At 72.4% G+C, this 19,020-nt stretch carries 14 protein-coding genes and 1 pseudogene; 10 read left to right on the plus strand and 5 right to left on the minus strand.

Annotation, left to right across the window (positions count from 1 at the left end; genetic code table 11):
• The first annotated feature begins 21 nt into the window (after positions 1 to 21).
• Positions 22 to 294, plus strand: a complete 273-nt coding sequence (locus OVA21_RS01425) for a WhiB family transcriptional regulator (protein ID WP_167507195.1) — start codon at positions 22 to 24, stop codon at positions 292 to 294.
• Positions 295 to 327: 33 nt separating this feature from the next.
• On the opposite strand, the gene OVA21_RS01430 is transcribed toward OVA21_RS01425, so the two are convergent.
• Genes OVA21_RS01430 through OVA21_RS01440 form a run of 3 tightly spaced genes read right to left on the minus strand, consistent with a single transcriptional unit; the run spans position 328 to position 6,118 of the window.
• Positions 328 to 1,791 (minus strand): NAD-dependent succinate-semialdehyde dehydrogenase, encoded by a 1,464-nt coding sequence (locus OVA21_RS01430; protein ID WP_268091621.1) that lies wholly within the window; start codon positions 1,789 to 1,791, stop codon positions 328 to 330.
• Complete coding sequence (locus OVA21_RS01435) at positions 1,788 to 4,832, minus strand: FAD-binding and (Fe-S)-binding domain-containing protein (RefSeq protein ID WP_268091622.1); 3,045 nt, start codon at positions 4,830 to 4,832, stop codon at positions 1,788 to 1,790. Before OVA21_RS01435 ends, OVA21_RS01430 begins: the two co-directional genes overlap by 4 nt.
• Positions 4,829 to 6,118 carry an aspartate aminotransferase family protein gene (locus OVA21_RS01440; RefSeq protein WP_096906084.1) on the minus strand — a complete coding sequence of 430 codons (1,290 nt, stop codon included), beginning with the start codon at positions 6,116 to 6,118 and terminating at the stop codon, positions 4,829 to 4,831. The genes OVA21_RS01435 and OVA21_RS01440 overlap by 4 nt, the downstream gene beginning before the upstream one ends.
• Positions 6,119 to 6,205: 87 nt before the next feature.
• Between OVA21_RS01440 and OVA21_RS01445 the strand changes: the two genes are divergently transcribed.
• On the plus strand, positions 6,206 to 7,210 hold the full coding sequence (locus OVA21_RS01445; protein WP_268091623.1) for a D-2-hydroxyacid dehydrogenase: 1,005 nt from the start codon (positions 6,206 to 6,208) through the stop codon (positions 7,208 to 7,210).
• A gap of 111 nt (positions 7,211 to 7,321) precedes the next feature.
• On the plus strand, positions 7,322 to 8,185 hold the full coding sequence (gene thpD / locus OVA21_RS01450; RefSeq protein WP_096906082.1) for an ectoine hydroxylase: 864 nt from the start codon (positions 7,322 to 7,324) through the stop codon (positions 8,183 to 8,185).
• Between the two features lie 56 nt (positions 8,186 to 8,241).
• Here thpD and OVA21_RS01455 read toward each other — a convergent pair whose 3' ends face one another.
• Positions 8,242 to 9,153, minus strand: a complete 912-nt coding sequence (locus tag OVA21_RS01455; protein WP_067711690.1) for a LysR family transcriptional regulator — start codon at positions 9,151 to 9,153, stop codon at positions 8,242 to 8,244.
• A 153-nt stretch (positions 9,154 to 9,306) separates the two neighbouring features.
• Here OVA21_RS01455 and OVA21_RS01460 point away from each other — a divergent pair, with 153 nt between their 5' ends.
• The gene (locus tag OVA21_RS01460) at positions 9,307 to 10,545 is read left to right on the plus strand and encodes a Glu/Leu/Phe/Val dehydrogenase dimerization domain-containing protein (RefSeq protein ID WP_268093094.1); all 1,239 of its coding nucleotides are present in this window, start codon (positions 9,307 to 9,309) and stop codon (positions 10,543 to 10,545) included.
• Positions 10,546 to 10,713: 168 nt separating this feature from the next.
• Here OVA21_RS01460 and kstR read toward each other — a convergent pair whose 3' ends face one another.
• A complete protein-coding gene (gene kstR / locus OVA21_RS01465; protein ID WP_096906081.1) occupies positions 10,714 to 11,451 on the minus strand; it encodes a cholesterol catabolism transcriptional regulator KstR in 738 nt (245 codons plus the stop codon).
• A 202-nt stretch (positions 11,452 to 11,653) separates the two neighbouring features.
• Between kstR and OVA21_RS01470 the strand changes: the two genes are divergently transcribed.
• The 6 genes and pseudogenes from OVA21_RS01470 (at position 11,654) to OVA21_RS01490 (ending at position 18,979) form a co-directional block, all read left to right on the plus strand.
• Complete coding sequence (locus OVA21_RS01470) at positions 11,654 to 13,825, plus strand: acyl-CoA dehydrogenase (RefSeq protein WP_268091624.1); 2,172 nt, start codon at positions 11,654 to 11,656, stop codon at positions 13,823 to 13,825.
• Positions 13,826 to 13,980: 155 nt separating this feature from the next.
• A pseudogene (locus OVA21_RS19220) lies at positions 13,981 to 14,964 on the plus strand (acyl-CoA dehydrogenase family protein); the annotation flags it as partial.
• Positions 14,965 to 15,066: 102 nt separating this feature from the next.
• Positions 15,067 to 16,230, plus strand: coding sequence for an acyl-CoA dehydrogenase family protein (locus OVA21_RS19225; RefSeq protein ID WP_307872397.1), 1,164 nt, complete (start codon positions 15,067 to 15,069; stop codon positions 16,228 to 16,230).
• 33 nt (positions 16,231 to 16,263) lie between these two features.
• Positions 16,264 to 17,373, plus strand: a complete 1,110-nt coding sequence (locus tag OVA21_RS01480) for a bifunctional MaoC family dehydratase N-terminal/OB-fold nucleic acid binding domain-containing protein (RefSeq protein ID WP_268091626.1) — start codon at positions 16,264 to 16,266, stop codon at positions 17,371 to 17,373.
• Positions 17,370 to 17,807, plus strand: coding sequence for a MaoC family dehydratase (locus OVA21_RS01485; protein ID WP_132062703.1), 438 nt, complete (start codon positions 17,370 to 17,372; stop codon positions 17,805 to 17,807). The genes OVA21_RS01480 and OVA21_RS01485 overlap by 4 nt, the downstream gene beginning before the upstream one ends.
• On the plus strand, positions 17,807 to 18,979 hold the full coding sequence (locus OVA21_RS01490; protein WP_119192641.1) for a lipid-transfer protein: 1,173 nt from the start codon (positions 17,807 to 17,809) through the stop codon (positions 18,977 to 18,979). The genes OVA21_RS01485 and OVA21_RS01490 overlap by 1 nt, the downstream gene beginning before the upstream one ends.
• The last annotated feature ends 41 nt before the right edge of the window (positions 18,980 to 19,020 follow it).

Below are 19,020 nucleotides of genomic sequence, written 5' to 3' on the forward strand. Positions count from 1 at the left end.
CGGACGGCGAGGGGAACCATGATGCAGACAGCGATGACCAGACTCGACGATCGGTGGGCGTGGGCCGACTCCGGGATGTGCCGCGAGATCCCGGACCTCTTCTACAACTCGGAGGACGAGGCCAAGTCGACGCGGCGCCGCAAGGAGGCCGCCGCCAAGAAGCTCTGCGGGCAGTGTCCCGTCATCGACGCGTGCCGCCAGCACGCGATGGCCCAGCGTGAGCTGTACGGCGTCTGGGGCGGGATGACCGAGGCCGAGCGTCACCGCCGGGCCGGCCGCGTGCGCACCGGCTAGGGGAGCCAGCGGGGCGGCTCGGTTCGGGTCGGCTCAGCGCACGGGGATCGCGACCAACTTGGTCTCGACGAACTCTTCGATCCCGCTGAGCCCGCCCTCGCGCCCCAGCCCGGACTGCTTGATGCCGCCGAACGGGGCGGCCGGGTTGGACACCACGCCGACGTTGATGCCGACCATGCCGGCCTGGAGCCGCTCGGACATGGTCATGGCGCGGTCGAGGTTCTCGGTCATCACGTACGAGACCAGGCCGAACTCGGTGTCGTTGGCCAGTGTCACGGCCTCGTCGTCGGTGTCGAACGGCACGAGGGCGGCGACGGGGCCGAAGATCTCGGTCGACATCAGTTCGGCGTCCGGAGTGACACCGGTGAGAACGGTGGGCGGGTAGAAGTAGCCGGGCCCCTCGAGGCGCGAGCCGCCGGTCAGCACCTCGGCCCCGCGCTCTACGGCGTCGTCGACCAGGTCCACGACCTTGGTGACGGCCTTCTCCTCGACCAGCGGGCCCACGTCGGTGCCGTCGGTCGTGCCGTCGCCCACGGTCAGGGCGGACATCTTCTCGGTCAGGCGCCGACCGAACTCGTCCAGTACCGAGCGGTGCACGAGGATCCGGTTGGCGGACGTGCAGGCCTCGCCCATGTTGCGCATCTTGGCGGCCATCGCCGCGGCGACGGCGGTGTCCATGTCCGCGTCCTCGCAGACCACGAACGGCGCGTTGCCGCCGAGCTCCATGGAGGTGCGCAGCACCCCGCGCGCGCACTGCTCGAGGAGCGTGCGGCCGACGGGCGTGGATCCGGTGAAGGACAGCTTGCGGGCGATGCCGGAGTCGATCCACGGCTCCACCACGCCGCCGGCGTCGGTCGTGCACACCACGTTGAGGACGCCGTCGGGCAGCCCCGCCTCGCGCAGGAGGTCCACCACGTACAGCGAGGTCAGTGGCGTGAGGTTGGCGGGCTTGAAGACCATGGTGCAGCCGGCGGCGATGGCGGGTCCGATCTTGCGGGTGGCCATGGCCAGGGGGAAGTTCCACGGGGTGATGAGGATGCACGGTCCCACGGGCTCGTGGGTGACCATGAGCCGGGTCTTGCCGTCGGGGGAACGGCGGGCGTCGCCGCGGATGCGGCAGGCTTCTTCGGAGAACCAGCGGAAGAACTCGGCGCCGTAGGTCACCTCGCCCTTCGCCTCGGCCAGTGGCTTGCCCATCTCTGTGGTCATGAGCAGCGCCAGCTCGTCGGCGCGCTCGACGATCAGCTCGTAGGCCCGGCGCAGGATCTCGGCCCGCTCGCGGGCGGGGACCGCCGCCCACGACGGCTGGGCGCGACCGGCGGCCTCGATCGCGGCGGCGGCATCACCGGCCCCACCGTCGGCGATGGTCGCGATCGCTTCACCGGTCGCGGGGTTGACCACGTCGAACGTCGCGCTGGAGGCGGCGTCGTGCCAGGCCCCGTCGACGTGGATGCCGGTCCCGAGGGCACTGATGATGTCGGCTGCGGAGCGGGTCATGTGGGCCTCCTGGTGGGTGCGGGGCTGGGGTCGGGACGGGGGTCGGGGTCGAGCAGTTCGAACAGGTGACGGCCGGTGCGGCCTGGTCCCGTGGTGGGGTCGCCGGCGCCGAGGTGGTCGACCTGGGTGGCGCACGAGAACCCGTCGGTGAGGACGGGGGCGTCGGTGTCGGCGCGCAGGGCGGGGGCGAGGGCTAGTTCGGCGACGGCCGCGGTGACGGTCTCGTGGCCGGCGGTGAAGCCGAAGTCGCCGGCGACGCCGCAGCAGCCGGTCGCCTCGCGGACCGAGCCCACGCCGAGGGCGGTGAGCGTGGCGCGTTGGACGCGGTTGCCGAAGGTCGCGTACTCGTGACAGTGGGTCTGGACGGTGACGCGGTCCGGGGGCGCGCCGCCGGGCCACGCGGGGGCGCGGCCCTCGGCGGCGAGTCGGCCGAGGTGGTCGGCGGAGGAGCGGACACGGGCGGCAACGCGGCGCGCGGCGTCCGCGTGGGGGGTGTCGGCCAGCAGGCGTGGGAGGTCCTCGCGCAGGGTGGCGGCGCAGGAGGGTTCGACGACGACGACGGGGACCTCCTCCCCGCCCGGCCCGCGGATCGCGTCGAGGCGGCGCGCGGTCGAGGTCATGGTGCGGCGTGCGGCGTCGAGTCGGCCGGTGGTGACGTGGGTCAACCCGCAGCACTGGTCGGCTGTGCAGGCGACGGAGGTGTGCGTGCCACCCAGCACGCGGGCGGCGGCGCCGGCAACCGCGGGGCGCAGTCCGCGGGTGAACGAGTCGAGGAACAGCACGACCTCCGCGGAGGTGCGCCCCGGTGCCGGTTCGCGGACGGTCCAGACGCTCTCCGGGACCCGGGCGAGCTCGCCGCGCAGCTGCCGGGCGGACGCGAAGCGGGGCAGGGTGCGCTCGGTGCTCAGGCCCCCGATCCGCGCCGCGGCGCGGCCGGCGCGGGTTCCCAGCAGGGCGTTGATCGGCCCGGCCGCGCGGACGGTCCCGCGGAGCCACAGCGGGAGCAGGCCCAGGGAGTAGTGGGCCGTCGGTCGCACTCGACGCGTGTAGCGACGGTGCAGGGCCTCGGACTTGAAGGTGGCCATGTCGACGCCGGTGGGACAGTCCGAGGAGCACGCCTTGCACGCGAGGCACAGTTCGAGCGACTCCTCGACGGCCGGGTCGTCGATCGGCAGGGTGCCGCGGACCACCTCCTGCAGGACGCGGGCCCGACCGCGGGTGGAGTCCTTCTCGTCCCCGGTGGCCCGGAAGGACGGGCACATCACACCGCCGGAGGTGGTGCGACAGCGGCCCACGCCGATGCAGGCCTGGACCGGGTGGGCGCCGTCCGGCGAGGTGAGCAGGCCCAGGTCGCGTCGGCCCACCCCGGCCAGGGCCAGATCGGCGTCGAGGGGCCGGGTGGCGGTCAGGCCGCCCGGGGCGAGGATCCCCGCCGGGTCCCAGAGTCCGGCGAAGCGGGCGAAGGCGTCCAGCATCTCGGGCGAGTACATCACCGGCAGCAGCTCGGAGCGGGCGCGGCCGTCGCCGTGCTCCCCGGACAGCGACCCGCCGTGCCGCACCACGAGGTGGGCGGCGTCGGTGCAGAACGCGCGCATGACGGCCCGGCCCGCCTCCGAGCGCAGGTCGAAGCTGATGCGGATGTGCATACAGCCCGCCCCGAAGTGCCCGTACATGACGCCCGTGAGCTCGTGCCCGGCCAGGAGATCCCGGAAGTCGGCGAGGTAGTCGGCGAGCCGCTCGGGGGCGACGGCGGAGTCCTCCCAGCCGGGCCAGGACTCGATGGTCGCGCCCGTCGCCGGATCGGTCAGCCTCGAGCTCAACCCCGCGCCGTCCTCGCGCACCCGCCACAGGTCCGCGCGGGCCACGGGATCGGTCACGACGAGGACCTCGAGAGCGTGGCCGTCCCGCGTCAGCTCGTCGGCCAGTTCGGCCACCCGGGCGTCGAGCCCACGACCGCCGGCGCCGGCCTCGTCGTCGTCACCCCCGTCGTCGCCCCCGTCGTCGTCACTCCCGTCGTCATCGAGTTCCACGAACAGCCACGCGTGGCCGCGCGGCAGCTCGGCGACCGAGTCCGCGCCGCGCCGCTCCCGCATCGTCGCGACGATCACCTCGTCGATGCCCTCTACGGCTGTGGGGCGGTGTCGCAGGATGGCTGGCACGTCCCGCGCAGCGTCCACCACGTCGGCGTACCCCACGACCGCCAGCCCGGTGCGCGCGGAACGGGGGACGGCCCGCACGGTCGCGGCGGTGACGATCGCGCACGTGCCCTCGGAGCCCACGAGGGACCGCGCCACGTCGAAGCCCTCCTCGGGCAGCAGGTGACGCAGGTGGTAGCCGGACACCTGGCGGGGGAGGCGGCCGAGTTCGGTGCGGATGGCGGCCAGGTGGTCGGCGGTCAGGTCCTGCAACCGTGTGGTGAGGTGCTCGGCGCGGGCGGCGGCGGGCGCGTCGGCCGGATCGGTGGCCTCGACGCCGGTGCGGGTGGCGGTGAGGCGCAGTCCGTCGGCGGTGACGATCCGCAGCGCCTCGACGTGGTCGGCGGTCCGGCCGTGGCGCACGGAGTGGTTGCCGCACGCGTCGTTGCCGATCGCGCCGCCCAGGCAGGCGCGGGACTGGCTCGAGGGGTCCGGGGCGAAGGTCAGGCGGTCGCCCGTGGCGGCGTGGACGGCCTCGCGCAGGGCCGTGAGCACGGTGCCGGCCTCGGCGGTGACGGTCCCCGCCGCCTCGTCCACCTCAAGGACCCGGTTCATGTGCCGGGACAGGTCCAGGACCAGGCCGGTGCCGATCGCGTTCCCGGCCATCGACGTGCCGCCGCCACGGGCGGTCGCGGGAACCCCGAGCCGGTGACACACGGCCAGGGCGGTGGCGACCTCGCTCTCCGACCGCGGGAACAGCACGGCGGCGGGCACGACCCGGTAGTTCGAGGCGTCGTAGGAGTACTCGGCGATCCGGCGGGGGTCCGACTCGGGCGCCAGACCCGCGTCCACGAGCGCGCCGACGAGCGCCCGCCCGGGGGCGTCCGGTGCGACGTGGGAGGTCACGCCGCCCCGTCGCACACCCGGTGCACGGCGCGGGTGAAGCGCTCGACACCGGCGTCCACCTCGTCGGCGGTCACCACCAGCGCGGGGATGAGGCGCACGACCGAACCGGTCGGGCCGCAGGTCAGGGTGAGCAGGTCCTCGTCGATGCACGCCTGCTGCACCGCCGCGGCCAGGCGGGCGGCCTCGAGCGCACCGGAGCTGCCGGCGGGCGCGCCTGCGTCGCCGAACTCGACGCCCAGCATGAGCCCGGTCCCGCGGATGTCGCAGATCTCGCCCACGTCGCCGAGGGTACGCCGGAGCCCGTCGAGAAGCTGGGTTCCGCGGGCGGCGGCGTTGTCCACCAGGCCTTCGCGCTCGACCACGCCGAGGGTGGCGACCCCGGCCGCCGCGGCGACCGCGTTGCCGCCGTAGGTGCCGCCCTGCGACCCCGGCCAGGCCTTGGCCATGAGGGCGGAGGGTGCGGCGATCGCGGAGATGGGGAAGCCCGAGGCGATGCCCTTGGCGGTGATGATGATGTCCGGCACGAGCCCGTCGGTGTGCTGGTGACCCCAGAACCGGCCGGTGCGCCCGATGCCGGCCTGGACCTCGTCGAGGATCAGCAGCGCGCCGGTCCGGTCGGCGCGCTCGCGCAGTCCCTCCAGGTAGCGCGGGGGAGTGGCCATGTACCCGCCGTCGCCCAGCACGGGTTCGATGAGGAAGGCCGCGATCTCGCGGGCGTCGACCCGGGTGGCCATGAGGTAGTCGAGCTCGGCCAGCGCGAAGTCGATCGCGTCGTCCTCCGTCCACCCGTGGCGCAGGGCGTGCGGGAACGGGGTCATCACGACTCCACCCATGAGCGGGGAGAACCCGGCGGAGAAGCGGGTGCCCGCGGTGGTGAGGCTGGCGGCGGCGACGGTGCGGCCGTGGAAGCCGCCCTGGACGGTGACGATGTTGGGCCGGCCGGTGGCCATGCGGGCCAGCCGGACCGCGGCCTCGACCGCCTCGGATCCGGAGTTGGCGTAGAAGACCGAGTCGATCCCCTCGGGCAGGTGCTCGCCCAGCTTCTCGGTGAGCTCCAACAGCGGCTGGTGCATGACGGTCGTGTACTGCGCGTGGATGATCTTCCCGCACTGCTCGCGTGCCGCGGCGACCACGGCGGGGTGGCAGTGGCCGGTGCTGGTCACGCCGATGCCGGTCGTGAAGTCCAGGTAGTCGCGGCCGTCGGTGCCGTGGATCCACGAGCCGAGGGCGTGGTCCACCACGACGGGCGTGGCCTGCTTGAGATGGGGCGACAGGTGCGCGGTCATGGGTGCCAGTGTGTGGCGCGCCACGGTCGATTGTCAACAATCCGACGATCCTGGTTCGCGTGAGGGTCGGCGCGTTACGGTGGGGCCATGACGCAGCCGCACCATGTTCCGGGCAACCACGACCCGGGCACCCGGCCGACCGTCGTCGTCCTCACCGCGGACGGCGTCGAGCCCCCCACCACCCTCGCGCTGATCCGCGAGCTCGCCGACGTGCGCGAGTGCACGGCCGACACCCTCGCGCAGGCTCTGCCCGGGGCCGAGATCCTGCTGGTGTGGGACATCTTCTCCGACGCCCTGGCCTCCGCCTGGCACGCCGCCGACGCGCTGCGGTGGGTCCACGTGGCCGCCGCCGGGGTGGACAAGCTCCTCTTCGACGAGCTGCGCGACTCCGACGTGCTGGTCACCAACGCCCGCGGGGTCTTCGACGGGCCGATCGCCGAGTACGTCCTGGCCTGCGTCCTGGCCCACGACAAACGGCTCCACGAGACCGAGGCGCTGCAGCGCGCGGGTCAGTGGCGCCACCGCGAGACCACCCGGGTGGCCGGCCGGCGCGCCCTGGTGGTGGGCACCGGCGGTATCGGACGGGCCACCGCGCGGCTACTGCGGGCGGTCGGGCTCGACGTCAGCGGGGCCGGACGTCGACCGCGCGACGACGACGAGGACTTCGGCCGCGTCCTGGATTCCGCGCACCTGTCCGAGCATCTCGGCGACGTGGACCATCTCGTCATGGTGGCGCCGCTGACCGACGCCACACGGGGGCTGCTCGGCCCCGCGGAACTGGCCGCCCTGCCCGACGGCGCCCACGTGGTGAACGTCGGTCGCGGAGAGCTGGTCGATCAGGAGGCCCTCACGCGCGAGATCGGGACGGGCAGGCTATCGGCGCACCTGGACGTCCTCGTCGTCGAACCCCTCCCCGACGGTGACGTGCTCTGGACCCTCGCCGGCGCGCACATCAGTCCCCACATGTCCGGCGACGTCGTGGGGTGGCGGGACACACTGTCCGGGCAGTTCCTCGACCACCTGCGCACGTGGGTCGGCGGCGGGACCCCCGGCCCGATTGTGGATAAAGGTCGAGGATACGTCAGCGGCTGAGCGGTTGTCCGTGGTCATCTCGACGGATACGGTCGGCTCCGCGAGGGGTGGCACCCCTCGCTTTTCCCGAGTCAGCCGGGGTTTTCAGGCTGAGGAGAGAAAGGAGTCGTAATGACCATTGCCGTAGATGACTACCAGTCCCGCGTGAGCGGGCGACCGGAGATCGTCGAGCGCCGTGACCCCGTCCTGTGGGGACGCAGCGAGGATCCCGAGGTCCTCCAGTTCGGCGAGCGCGGCTACATCCAGCGTGAGGGCGCACTCGACCGGCAGCGGATCGACGCCTGCCTGGCCGAGATCGACCGCATCGGATCCGATCCACAGATGGCCGGCGACCCCCGGATCATCCGCGAGGCCGGCAGCGAGGCCGTCCGTTCGATCTTCGACGTCCACGACCTGAGTGAGGTCGTGTGGGAGGCGGTCGAGCGATCCGGCGCGATCGACCTGGCCCGGCAGATCCTCGGCTCGGACGTCTACGTCCACCAGAGCCGGCTCAACTACAAGCCCGGATTCGCCGGCGGCGCCTTCTACTGGCACTCGGACTTCGAGACCTGGCACGCCGAGGACGGTATGCCCCGGCCGCGTGCGTGCAGCGCCTCCCTGGCGCTCACACCCAACGAGACCTACAACGGGCCCCTGATGATCATGCCGGGCACGCACAAGTACTACGTGCAGTGCGCGGGTGAGACTCCGGAGAACTACTACAAGGAATCGCTCGTCTCTACGTCGCCGAAGATCGGCGTCCCGTCCGAGGAGCACATCTCCGAGATGTACGAGCGCCACGGTCTCGACGTGCTCACGGGCGGGGCGGGATCGATGACGATGTTCGACTGCAACGCCCTGCACGCCTCGGGCGGCAACATCACGCCGCTGCCCCGGGCGAACGTGTTCATCGTGTTCAACAGTGTGGAGAACGAGTTGACCGAGCCGTTCGCGGGCACCCCGCCGCGGCCGGACTTCCTCGCGCGCCGGCCCTGAGCCGGACACCGGTGCCGGGCCCCGCGGGTGCGGGACCCGGCATCGGTGCGCCGGAGTCAGGCGGGGTCCAGGCCGACCTCGCGCGCGCCGTCGGTGAACGCCTCGACGAACGCCTGCAGTGGTCGCCGCCGGGCGTCCCGACGGCGATAGGTGATCGACACCGTCCTGGTGAGCTCGTCGGTCAGGGGAATCACCTCCACGTCCGCGCCGAAGGTGCTCAGCCCGAGGTCGGAGGCCAGGGTGACCCCGAGGCCCGCGGCGACCAGGGACAGCGCCGTGGACTGCTCGCCCGCCTCGTGCCGCACGTCGGGTTCGAACCCCGCCTCGCGACAGGCGATCCGCACCGCGCGACCGAAGTGCGACCGCGGGTGCGCGACGACCCACGGCGCCCCGGAGAGGTCGGCCAGCGACAGTCGGGTCGAGTCCACGAAGCCGCGGGGGACGACCGCGTGCAGTGACTCCCTCGCGATGGGCACCCGCACCAGGTCGGTCACGTCCGCCATCACGTAGCTGGAGTAGTCCAGCACGAACGACAGATCGAGCGAGCCGTCCCGGACCGCGCCGGTGGTGTCCTCCGGGGCGAGCTCCCGGGTCCGCACCACGATGCCCGGGTGGTCGCGCGCCAGGATCCGCATCCCGGCGGGCAGCAGCGTGACGGCCACCGACGCCCACACCCCGGCGGTGAGGTTCGTGCCGACGCCCGCACGGGCCGATTCCATGGCGTGACCGGCGTCCTCCACGGCGGACAGGATCGTCCGCGCGTGCCCGGCCAGTATGAGCCCCGCCTCGGTCAGCGCGAGCCCGCGACCCCGCTTCTCGAACAGCGGGGTCCCCGCCTCCCGCTCGAGCAACGAGAGTTGCTGCGACACGGCCGAGACGGTGTACCCCAGCGCGGCCGCGACCGCGGTGACGGTGCTGCGGCGCTCCAACTCGGCGAGCAGCCGTAGCCGGTGCAGTGACGGCTCCATTCCCCGAGCGTAGGAGCGCGCGGCCGCATCGTGCAGGAAAAGTGAACGGTCAGGTCCACGAAGTCTCGCTGGACCCCCGGGACGCATGCTCGCATGCTGGGGACATCCCCGCCGGACCCGCCGGCGGACGAGGTCGCCGAGGAGGCGAGCACCATGACGTCCATCGAGATCCCGGGCACCACCGGTCATACCGGGTCAGCCCCCCAGACCGTGCCCGCCGCTCCGGACAGGGCCACCCGGCCGAGCCGCGAGCCCTACCTGCGGCTGCACTGGGAGGACGACGAGACCGGGGCGCGGGGTTACCTCGTGGTCGACACCCTCGTCGGCGGTCTGGCCACCGGCGGGACCCGTATGCGCGCCGGGTGCACCCTCCGCGAGGTCGAGGACCTGGCCCGCGGAATGACCCGCAAGACGGCGGCGTTCGACCTGCCCATCGGCGGGGCCAAGGGCGGCATCGACTTCGACCCCAAGGACCCCCGCGCCATCGACGTGCTCGGCCGGTTCTGCGAGGCCATGCGGCCATTCCTCGACCGACACTGGGTCACCGCCGAGGATCTGGGCGTCCCGCAGCACCTGATCGACGAGGTGTTCGCCCGACTGGGGATGCGGCAGTCATACCACGCGGCGATCGAGCGGTCGGCCGATCCCGCCGCCACCGCCGACCGGATCTTCCGCGGACTGAACGCCGGGGTTCCGGGCGGACTGCTCGGCGACGTGATCGGTGGCTACGGGGTTGCGCAGGCGTGCCTCGCGGCGGCGTACGTCCGGGGCTGGGACATCGAGCGCACCTCGGTGGCCGTCCAGGGCGTGGGCACGATGGGGGGCGGCGCCGCGTGGTACCTCCACGAGGCCGGCATGCGCGTCGTCGCACTGGCCGACGCCGCCGGCACCCTCTACGACCCGGCGGGACTCGACGTCCCGGCGCTGCTGGCGACCCGCGACCGCTTCGGGGAGATCGACCGCTCGGCCGTCCCCGCCCGGGTGCAGCGGCTGGACCGCGACCGGATCCTCGGCATGGACGTGGACGTGCTCGTGCCTGCCGCCGTCTCGTACGCCATCACCGCGGACAACTGCACCGAGGTCACCGCGCCGATCGTGGTCGAGGCGGCCAACGCCGCCACCACGGCCGACGCGGAACTCGACCTCACGGCCCGCGGGATCGCGGTGCTGCCGGACTTCGTCGCGAACGCCGGGGCCGTGGCCTGGGCGTGGTGGCTGATCCTCGGGGAGGTCGACGACGAGCCCGAGAGCTCGTTCCTCCGTCTGAGCCGCGAGATGACCGGCAAGGTCGCCGATCTGCTCACCGACTGGAACCCGACCAGGGGTCCGCTGCGGTGGATCGCCGACGTCTCCGGCCCGGTCCGGACGGTGCCGCCGGTCGTCGTGCCCTGACCGCCCCCTACGCAACCGCCCGGGCCCGTCGCCCCTCGACATGGCGTCTCGCGTGCCCCGATGGGCAGGCGAGACGCCATCTTCGGGAGCGGCGGCCGTCTTGGCGGTCAGGCGCGGGAGCGGGATGCCAGCCGCGGGAGCGGTTGCGGTGCCGCTCTGGGCGGGTTGTCAGCCGGCTGAGTCTCTGCCCTCTCCGATCTCGCCGGGGTCGGAGTCCGAGTCTGTGTCGTGGCCGTTGCCGATCGCGGTGTGCATCCGGGCCCGGCGGGGAGAGTCGTCGCTGCCCAGCAGCAGATCGATGGTGAGACCGAGCCTGGTGGCGACCTCGGCGGCCGACGACCTGCGGGTCAGCCACGACACGAGGTTGGACATCCACACGTCGGAGACGACCCGGGCGATCGAGAGCTGCACCTCGTCCGGGGTGCCCTGGGCCATCGCGCGGGCGAGGATCCGGTCCATGTAGAAGCCGACCTCCTCGACCTCGTTGGCCACGGAGGCGTCGGCGAACATGAAGGCGCGCGTCATCGCCTCGGTGAGGTTCGGGTCGCGCTGCATGGACTTGGTGATCATCTCCACCACGACCTTCATCCGCTCCTGCGCGGTGTCGCCGGGCGGGGCTGACCGCTCGGTGCGCTGGTCGAGCCGACGGAACTCACGGGCGAGCGCCGAGACCAGCAGGTGCACCTTGGACGGGAAGTACCGGTAGAGGGTGCCCACCGCGACCTCGGCCTTCTCGGCGACGGCACGCATCTGCACGGCCTCGTAGCCGCCCTTGGCGGCCAGGGCGAGGGTCGCGTCCAGGATCCGCCGACGGCGCTCGCGTTGCGACGACGTGGTGGGCTCGTCGCTCCGGGCGGCGGGGTCCGGCGCGGCGGCGGTACGGGTCCCGGCTGAGCTCTTGGTCATGGAGGCGAAACCTTCTGCGCTGGTCGGATCGGGTCGGCGGGGCATCCCGGCGGGCTGGGGCGGGACCCGGGTGTGCGTCGGGGACCCTTCTGGTGCATTCTAGAACACGATACCTAGAACACGTTCTATTATGGCGTGGAGCGCGCGGGTCAGCGGGCCCGCGCCGAGTACGGAAATCCCGTCGCGCCCGAGGAGCCCAGCAGTGAGTATCGCCACCACCCCGGATCAGACCGAGATCCAGAACTCGATCAAGGCCTGGGCGAAGTCCGCCGATCCCGTGGCCACGGTACGCGTTCAGGAGAAGGATCCGGAAGCCTGGAAGGCCGTGTGGCCCCGACTCGCCGAGCTGGGGCTGTTCGGCGTCGCCATCGCGGAGGAGCACGGTGGCGCCGGCGCCGAGATCGTCGACCTGGCGTGCATGCTCGAGGAGGCCGCGGCGAAAATGGCGCCCGGCCCGGTCCTGTCCACCGCGCTGACCGGTGTCCTGGTCTCGCGCGCAGGCGGAGCCGTCGCCAACGCGCTGGGTGAGACGATCGCCGAGGGCGGCCTGCCCGTCGGGGTGTGCCTGGGCATCGGCACCGCGACCTTGGACGGGTCGGGGGAGATCACGGGCGATCCCGGCGTCGCCTACGGCGGCACCCCCGGCGGAGGGTTGCTGCTGCCCGTCGAGGTGGACGGCGCCACCCGCTGGGCGCTTCTCGAGGCGGGCACGCCGGGGCTCACCGTCACCCCGGCGACCCCGTACGACATCTCGGCGTCGATCGGCCACGTCAGCCTGCAGGGCGTGACGATCCCGGCCGACCGCGTCCTCGAGGGCGTCACCACCGCACACGTCCACCAGCTGTTCGTCACCCTGGCCGCCGCCGAGGCCGCGGGCGTCGCCGACTACACGCTCGCCACCGCGGTGGACTACGCCAAGATCCGCGAGCAGTTCGGGCGCACGATCGGCTCGTTCCAGTCCATCAAGCACCTCGCCGCCGACATGCTGTGCCGCACCGAGCAGGTCCGCGCGCTGGCGTGGGACGCCGCCGTCGCGGCGGAGGACCTCACCGCCACCGACTCCGAGCTGCCCGTCGCCGCCGCGGTCGCCGGGGCGCTGGCCTTCGACAACGCCGTGCGCAACTCCCAGGACTGCATCCAGATCCTCGGCGGTATCGGCTTCACCTTCGAGCACGAGGCCCACTTCTACATGCGGCGCGCGAGCGCGCTGCGCCAGATCATCGGCGGCTCCGCCCGCTGGCGACGCAGCCTGGCCGAGCTCACCCTCGCCGGCAGGCGCCGCCACCTCGACATCGACCTGTCCGAGATCGACGGGCTGGACGCCAAGCGCGAGGAGATCCGCGCCCTGGTGGCGAAGGTCGCGGCCGTGGAGGGCGACGAGCGCAAGCGTGCCCTCGCCGACACGGGCCTGTTCATGCCCCACCTGCCCGAGCCGTGGGGCCTCGGCGCCAGCCCGGCCGTGCAGCTCCTCATCGACGAGGAGCTCGAGGCCGCCGGCGTGACCCGCCACGACATCACGATCGGCGGCTGGGCGGTGCCGACCATCCTCCAGGCGGCCCCCGAGCACGCCGACCTGCTCGTGCGCGACACCATGGCCGGGGCGATCAGGTGGTGTCAGCTGTTCTCCGAGCCCGGCGCCGGCTCCGACCTGGCCGCCCTGCGCACCACCGCCGAGAAGGTCGACGGCGGCTGGAAGCTCAACGGACAGAAGGTGTGGACCTCCCTGGCCCGCGAGGCCGACTGGGCGATGTGCCTGGCCCGGACGGACTCCGACGCCCCCAAGCACAAGGGCATCACGTACTTCCTCGTGGACATGCGCTCCGAGGGCATCCGCACGCGACCCCTGCGCGAGATCACCGGTGAGGCGTTGTTCAACGAGGTCTACCTCGAGGACCTCTTCGTCCCCGACGAGTTCCAGGTGGGCACGGTCAACGACGGCTGGAAGATCGCCCGCACCACCCTGGCCAACGAGCGCGTGGCCATGGGCGGTGGCTCGTCGCTCGGCGACGCGGCGGAGGAGATCATCGGGCTGATCAACGCAGCCGGTGTGGCCGACGACGCGCTCGTGCTCGACGAGTTCGGCAAGCACGTCGCCGACGGCGTCGTCGGAAACCTCCTCGACCTGCGCACCGCGCTGCGCAGCCTCGCCGGCTCGGGCCCGGGCGCCGAGTCCTCGGTCCGCAAGATCGTGGGTGTGCGCCACCGTCAGGACATCGCCGAGTTCGGTCTGCAGCTCACCGGCGCCGGCGGCGTCGAATTCACCGAGCAGGGACGCAAGTTCCTCATGGTCCGCTGCCTGTCGATCGCCGGTGGCACCGAGCAGGTCCTGCTCAACGTCGTCGGCGAGCGCATCCTCGGCCTGCCCAGGGACTAGTTCGAGCACGTGACCGACCCCCTCCCGATTAAGGACTGACCCCCGTGGACTTCACCCGTACCGAGACCCAGGCTGCCGTCGCCGAGGCGGTGGCCGGCGCACTGTCGACGGCCGCCCCGGCCGAGGAACTGCTCACCGCGCTACCCAGCCGCGGCGTGGACGACGCCGGCTTCGACGAGCGACTGTGGGCGGCGTTCGCCGAGTCCGGTCTGCTCTCCCTGGGCCTGCCCTCCGCCCTCGGCGGGGACGACCTCACGCCCGCCGACATCGCGGTGGTGCTCGAGGAGGTCGGCCGCGCCGGAGTGGTGATCCCCGTCCTGGAGACCCTGGGCTTCGGCGTGGCGCCGATCGTCGCGCTGGGCACCCCCGACCAGCAGGCCCGGCTTCTCGAGGGCATCGAGGACGGCCGCATCCTCACCGCCGCCGTCGCCGAGCCCGGACACCCACTGCCGCTCGAGCCCACCGTGCGGCTCGAGGGTGGGAAGCTCACCGGGACCGCCACGTCGGTGCGGTACGCGGCCCAGGCCCGTTCGGTCCTCGTGCCGGTGTCCACGTCCGGGGGCGCCGCACTCGTCGTCGTCGCCCCCGACGCCCCGGGCGTCACCCTGACGCCCACCCTCGGCTCCCTGGGGGTGCCCGAGTACGCGATGCGGTTCGAGGCCACCGGGGTCGACGACGACGACGTGCTGCGCGGCTCGGGATCGGAACCCGTCCTCGAGGTGTTCCGACGTCTCGTCCTGTCCGCCTGTATCGCGCACGGGGACGGTCTCATCGGCGGCGCGCTGGAGATGACGGCCGGCTACCTCAAGGAACGTCAGCAGTTCGGCAAGGCGCTGGGGTCGTTCCAGGCGGTCCAGCAGGAGCTCGCGGACGTGTACATCGTCTCGCAGACGCTCCACGTGATCGCGCAGTCGGTGTCCTGGCGGATCTCCGAGGGGGTGGCCGGGTCCGGGGACCGCTACGAGTCCGACCCCACGATCGGCGCCTACTGGCTGGCGGCCGAGGGCCCGCGGGCCGTCCAGCTCCTGCACCACCTGCACGGCGGCGTGGGCGTGGACGTCACCTACCCCATGTTCCGATACGCCTCGGCGGTCAAGGACCTGGCACGGTTCGTCGGCGGCGCGCAGCTGCACCTCGACGCGCTCGGTGCCGCGCTCGCCGCGGACCCGGTCGACAGGATCGAGGCGGGCGGTGCCGCCCCCGCCGCGGACGCCACCCCGGCCGACGCCGACGGCGCGTTCATCGACCTCACGCCCGAACAGCGCGCACTGCAGGCCGAGCTGCGCGAGTACTTCTCGACGCTCATCTCGCCGGAGGAGGCGGCGGACATCGCCACCACCCGTCACGGCGACACCTACGCCGAGATCATCACGCGCATGGGCCGCGACGGCTGGCTGGGCGTGGGCTGGCCCGCCGAGTACGGCGGCAAGGGCTTCGGCCACATCGAGCAGCAGATCTTCACCAACGAGGCCACGCGTGCGGACGTGCCGCTGCCGTCGGTGACGCTGCAGACCGTGGGCCCGACCCTGCAGAAGTACGGCAGCGAGGCGCAGAAGGCGAAGTTCCTGCCCGGCATCCTCGACGGGTCGATCCACTTCGCGATCGGCTACTCCGAGCCCGACGCCGGCACCGACCTGGCCGCCCTGCGCACGACCGCGAGGCGTGACGAGGCCACCGGCGACTGGATCATCAACGGTCAGAAGATGTGGACCACCGGTGGCCACCACGCCGACTACATCTGGTTGGCCGCCCGCACCGGGACCCCGGACTCGCGCCATCGCGGGCTGACGATCTTCATCGTCGACACCACCGACCCCGGATTCTCGTTCACCCCGATCATCACCTGCGACGGCGCCCATCACGTCAACGCCACCTACTACTCGGACGTGCGCGTCCCGGCGGACATGGTGGTGGGCGAGGTCGACGGCGGCTGGAAGATGCTCACCACCCAGCTCAACCACGAGCGCGTCATGCTCGCGCCGTCCGGGCGTCCGGGCGGGTACTACGACGAGCTGGCCGCCTGGGCCCGCGGCACGGGCCCGGACGGGGTCCGCCACCTGGACCGGCCCGAGGTGCGGCGCGGACTCGCGGAGATCTTCGCGATCGTCCGGCTCAACGAGCTGCTCAACTGGAAGGTCTCCTCGGTGGGCGAGAACCCGTCGATGGGCGACTCCGCGGCCTCGAAGGTGTTCTCCACCGAGGAGATCCAGCACGTCGGCCGGATCGTCGAGGAGCTGCTCGGCCGTTTCGGCGACCCCACCGATCCCGACACCGCGGCGCTGCAGCGCTGGTTCGACATGATGAACAAGCGCAACGTGGTGATCACCTTCGGCGGCGGTGTCAACGAGGTCATGCGCGAACTGACCTGCATGGGTGGCCTCGGCATGCCCCGCACCGCCCGCTAGAGACCATCCCCCTGATCCACCGAGAAGGTACCCATGAGTGACGAGCAGGCCGCCCGTATCCTCGCCGCCGCCGAGGAGGTCCGCGCCGCCGGCGGGAGCGCCCGCCGTGCGGGCCGCGACCCGATCAACACGCCGATGATCCGGAACTGGACCGAGGCGATCGGTGACACTAACCCCATCTACTCCTCCGAGGAGGCCGCACGCGCGGCCGGACACGGCGGACCGGTCGCACCGCCGGCCATGGCGCAGGTGTGGACCATGCGCGGGCTCGGGAAGACCCGTGAGGCCGACGACCCGCTGGGTCGGATGACCGACCTCCTCGACGCCGAGGGCTTCACCTCGGTCGTCGCGACCAACTGCGACTCCACCTACCACCGATACACCCGCCCGGGCGAGGAGGTGACCATCGAGTCCGTCCTGGTGGACGTGGTCGGCCCCAAGACCACGGGCCTGGGGGAGGGCTGGTTCTTCACCACCCGCAACTACTGGCGCGTCGGTGACGAGGTCGTCGCGGAGATGGACTTCCGCATCCTCAAGTTCCGCCCCGCGGCGAAGCCCGCCGAGCCCGCGCCGGCGCCCGCCGAGCCCGAGCCGGCGCCCGCCGACCAGATCGTGGCCAGCTCCGGCTCGGCCACCGACGACCTGGTGGTGGGCAAGGTCCTGCGCCCGTCGGTCTCGCACGACACGCAGTTCTTCTGGGCCGGCGTCGCCGCCCACGAGCTGCGCATCCAGACCCGCGAGGACGGCTCGTTGCAGCACCCGCCCGTCCCGGCGCTGTGGAAGGACAAGTCCGAGCAGACCGACTACGTGGTCTCCTCCGGCCGCGGCACCGTGTACAGCTTCGTGGTCCATCACGCCCCGCGCGTGCCGGGCCGCACCAGGTTCCCGTTCGTCATCGCGCTGGTGGAGCTGGAGGAGGGAGTGCGCATGCTCGGCGAGCTGCGCGACATCGAGCCGGCGGAGGTCCGGATCGGCATGGAGGTCGAGGTGGAGTTCCTCGACATGCCCGGCGACTCCTCCGCCGACGCCGCGTTCGGCACCGAACCGTGGACGCTGTACGCCTGGCGCCCGGCCGGCGCACGCCCTGTCGACCGTCAGGAATCCGCGGGGTCACCCGCAAGGACCGAAGGGGCCGTCAAGTGAGCGAGCACCGTACCGTCTGTCCGGCCACCCCGCCCGCCGTGGCGGTGGGGGACCGGCTCCCCGAGCTGACCATCGAGGGCACACCGACGTTCATCGTGGCGTCCGCCCTGGCGACTCGGGACTTCCAGGACGTCCACCACGACCGCGACCTGGCCCACGCCAAGGGGTCCAAGGACATCTTCGTCAACATCCTCACCGACACCGGTCTGGTGCAGCGGTTCGTCACCGACTGGGCGGGCCAGCGCGCCCGCATCACGTCCATCAAGCTGCGCCTGGGCGTGCCCTGGTACGCCTACGACTCCCTCACCCTCACCGGCGAGGTGACCGGGGTCGACGACGACGGGCTGGTCACGCTGAAGATCGTCGGCACCGACTCGCTGGGCGCGCACGTCACCTCCACGGCGACCCTCTACATGAACGGAGACCCGGCCTGATGAGCTCTCTCTCAGACAAGGCGGCGATCGTCGGCATCGGCGCGACCGACTTCTCCAAGGACTCCGGCCGCTCCGAGCTGCGGCTGGCCGCCGAGGCCGTGCAGGCGGCCGTCGCCGACGCCGGGCTGCAGCCCTCGGACGTCGACGGCCTGGTGTCGTTCACCATGGACACCAACACCGAGATCGCGGTGGCGCGGGCCGCCGGGATCGGCAGCCTGAACTTCTTCTCCCGCATCCACTACGGCGGCGGCGCGGCGTGCGCGACCGTGCAGCAGGCCGCGATGGCCGTGGCGACCGGCGTGGCCGAGGTCGTGGTCTGCTACCGCGCATTCAACGAGCGCTCCGGGATGCGCTTCGGCCAGGTCAACTCGGCGCTGGTGCAGCAGGTCAACTCCTCCGGCACGGACAACGCCTTCTCCTACCCGCACGGCCTGTCCACCCCGGCCGGGTTCGTGGCCATGGTCGCGCAGCGCTACATGCACGAGTACGGCGCCACGAGCGAGGACTTCGGCCGGGTCGCGGTGGTCGACCGCAAGCACGCCGCGGCCAATCCCGCCGCGTTCTTCCACGGCAAGCCGATCACGTTGGCCGACCACCAGAACTCGCGGTACATCGCCGAGCCGCTGCACCTGCTGGACTGCTGCCAGGAGTCCGACGGCGGTCAGGCGATCGTGGTGACCACGCCCGAGCGGGCCCGCGACCTGCCGCACACGCCGGTGTCGATCGCGGCGGCGGCGTCCGGGTCCGGGCCGGACCAGTACATCATGACCTCGTACTACCGCCCCGAGCTCGCGGGACTGCCGGAGATGGGCATCGTCGGTGACCAGCTGTGGGCGCAGTCCGGCCTGCGCCCCGACGACATGGACATGGCCGTGCTCTACGACCACTTCACCCCGTACGTCCTCATGCAGCTCGAGGAGCTGGGCTTCTGCGGTCGCGGTGAGGCCAAGGACTTCGTCCGCGAGCCCGGCGCGCTCGAGGTGGGCGGACGGCTGCCGCTCAACACGCACGGCGGCCAGCTCGGGGAGGCCTACATCCACGGGATGAACGGCATCGCCGAGGGCGTCCGTCAGCTCCGCGGTGACTCGGTCAACCAGGTCCCCGGCGCCGAGAAGCTCGTCGTCACCGCGGGCACCGGCGTGCCCACCTCGGGCCTGGTGCTCACCGTCTGACGGCGGCCTCGGGGCGGGCTGCCGCCCTCGGGCGTGGCCTG

It is taken from the genome of Dietzia sp. SL131, assembly GCF_026672565.1.
Taxonomy (GTDB): domain Bacteria; phylum Actinomycetota; class Actinomycetes; order Mycobacteriales; family Mycobacteriaceae; genus Dietzia; species Dietzia kunjamensis.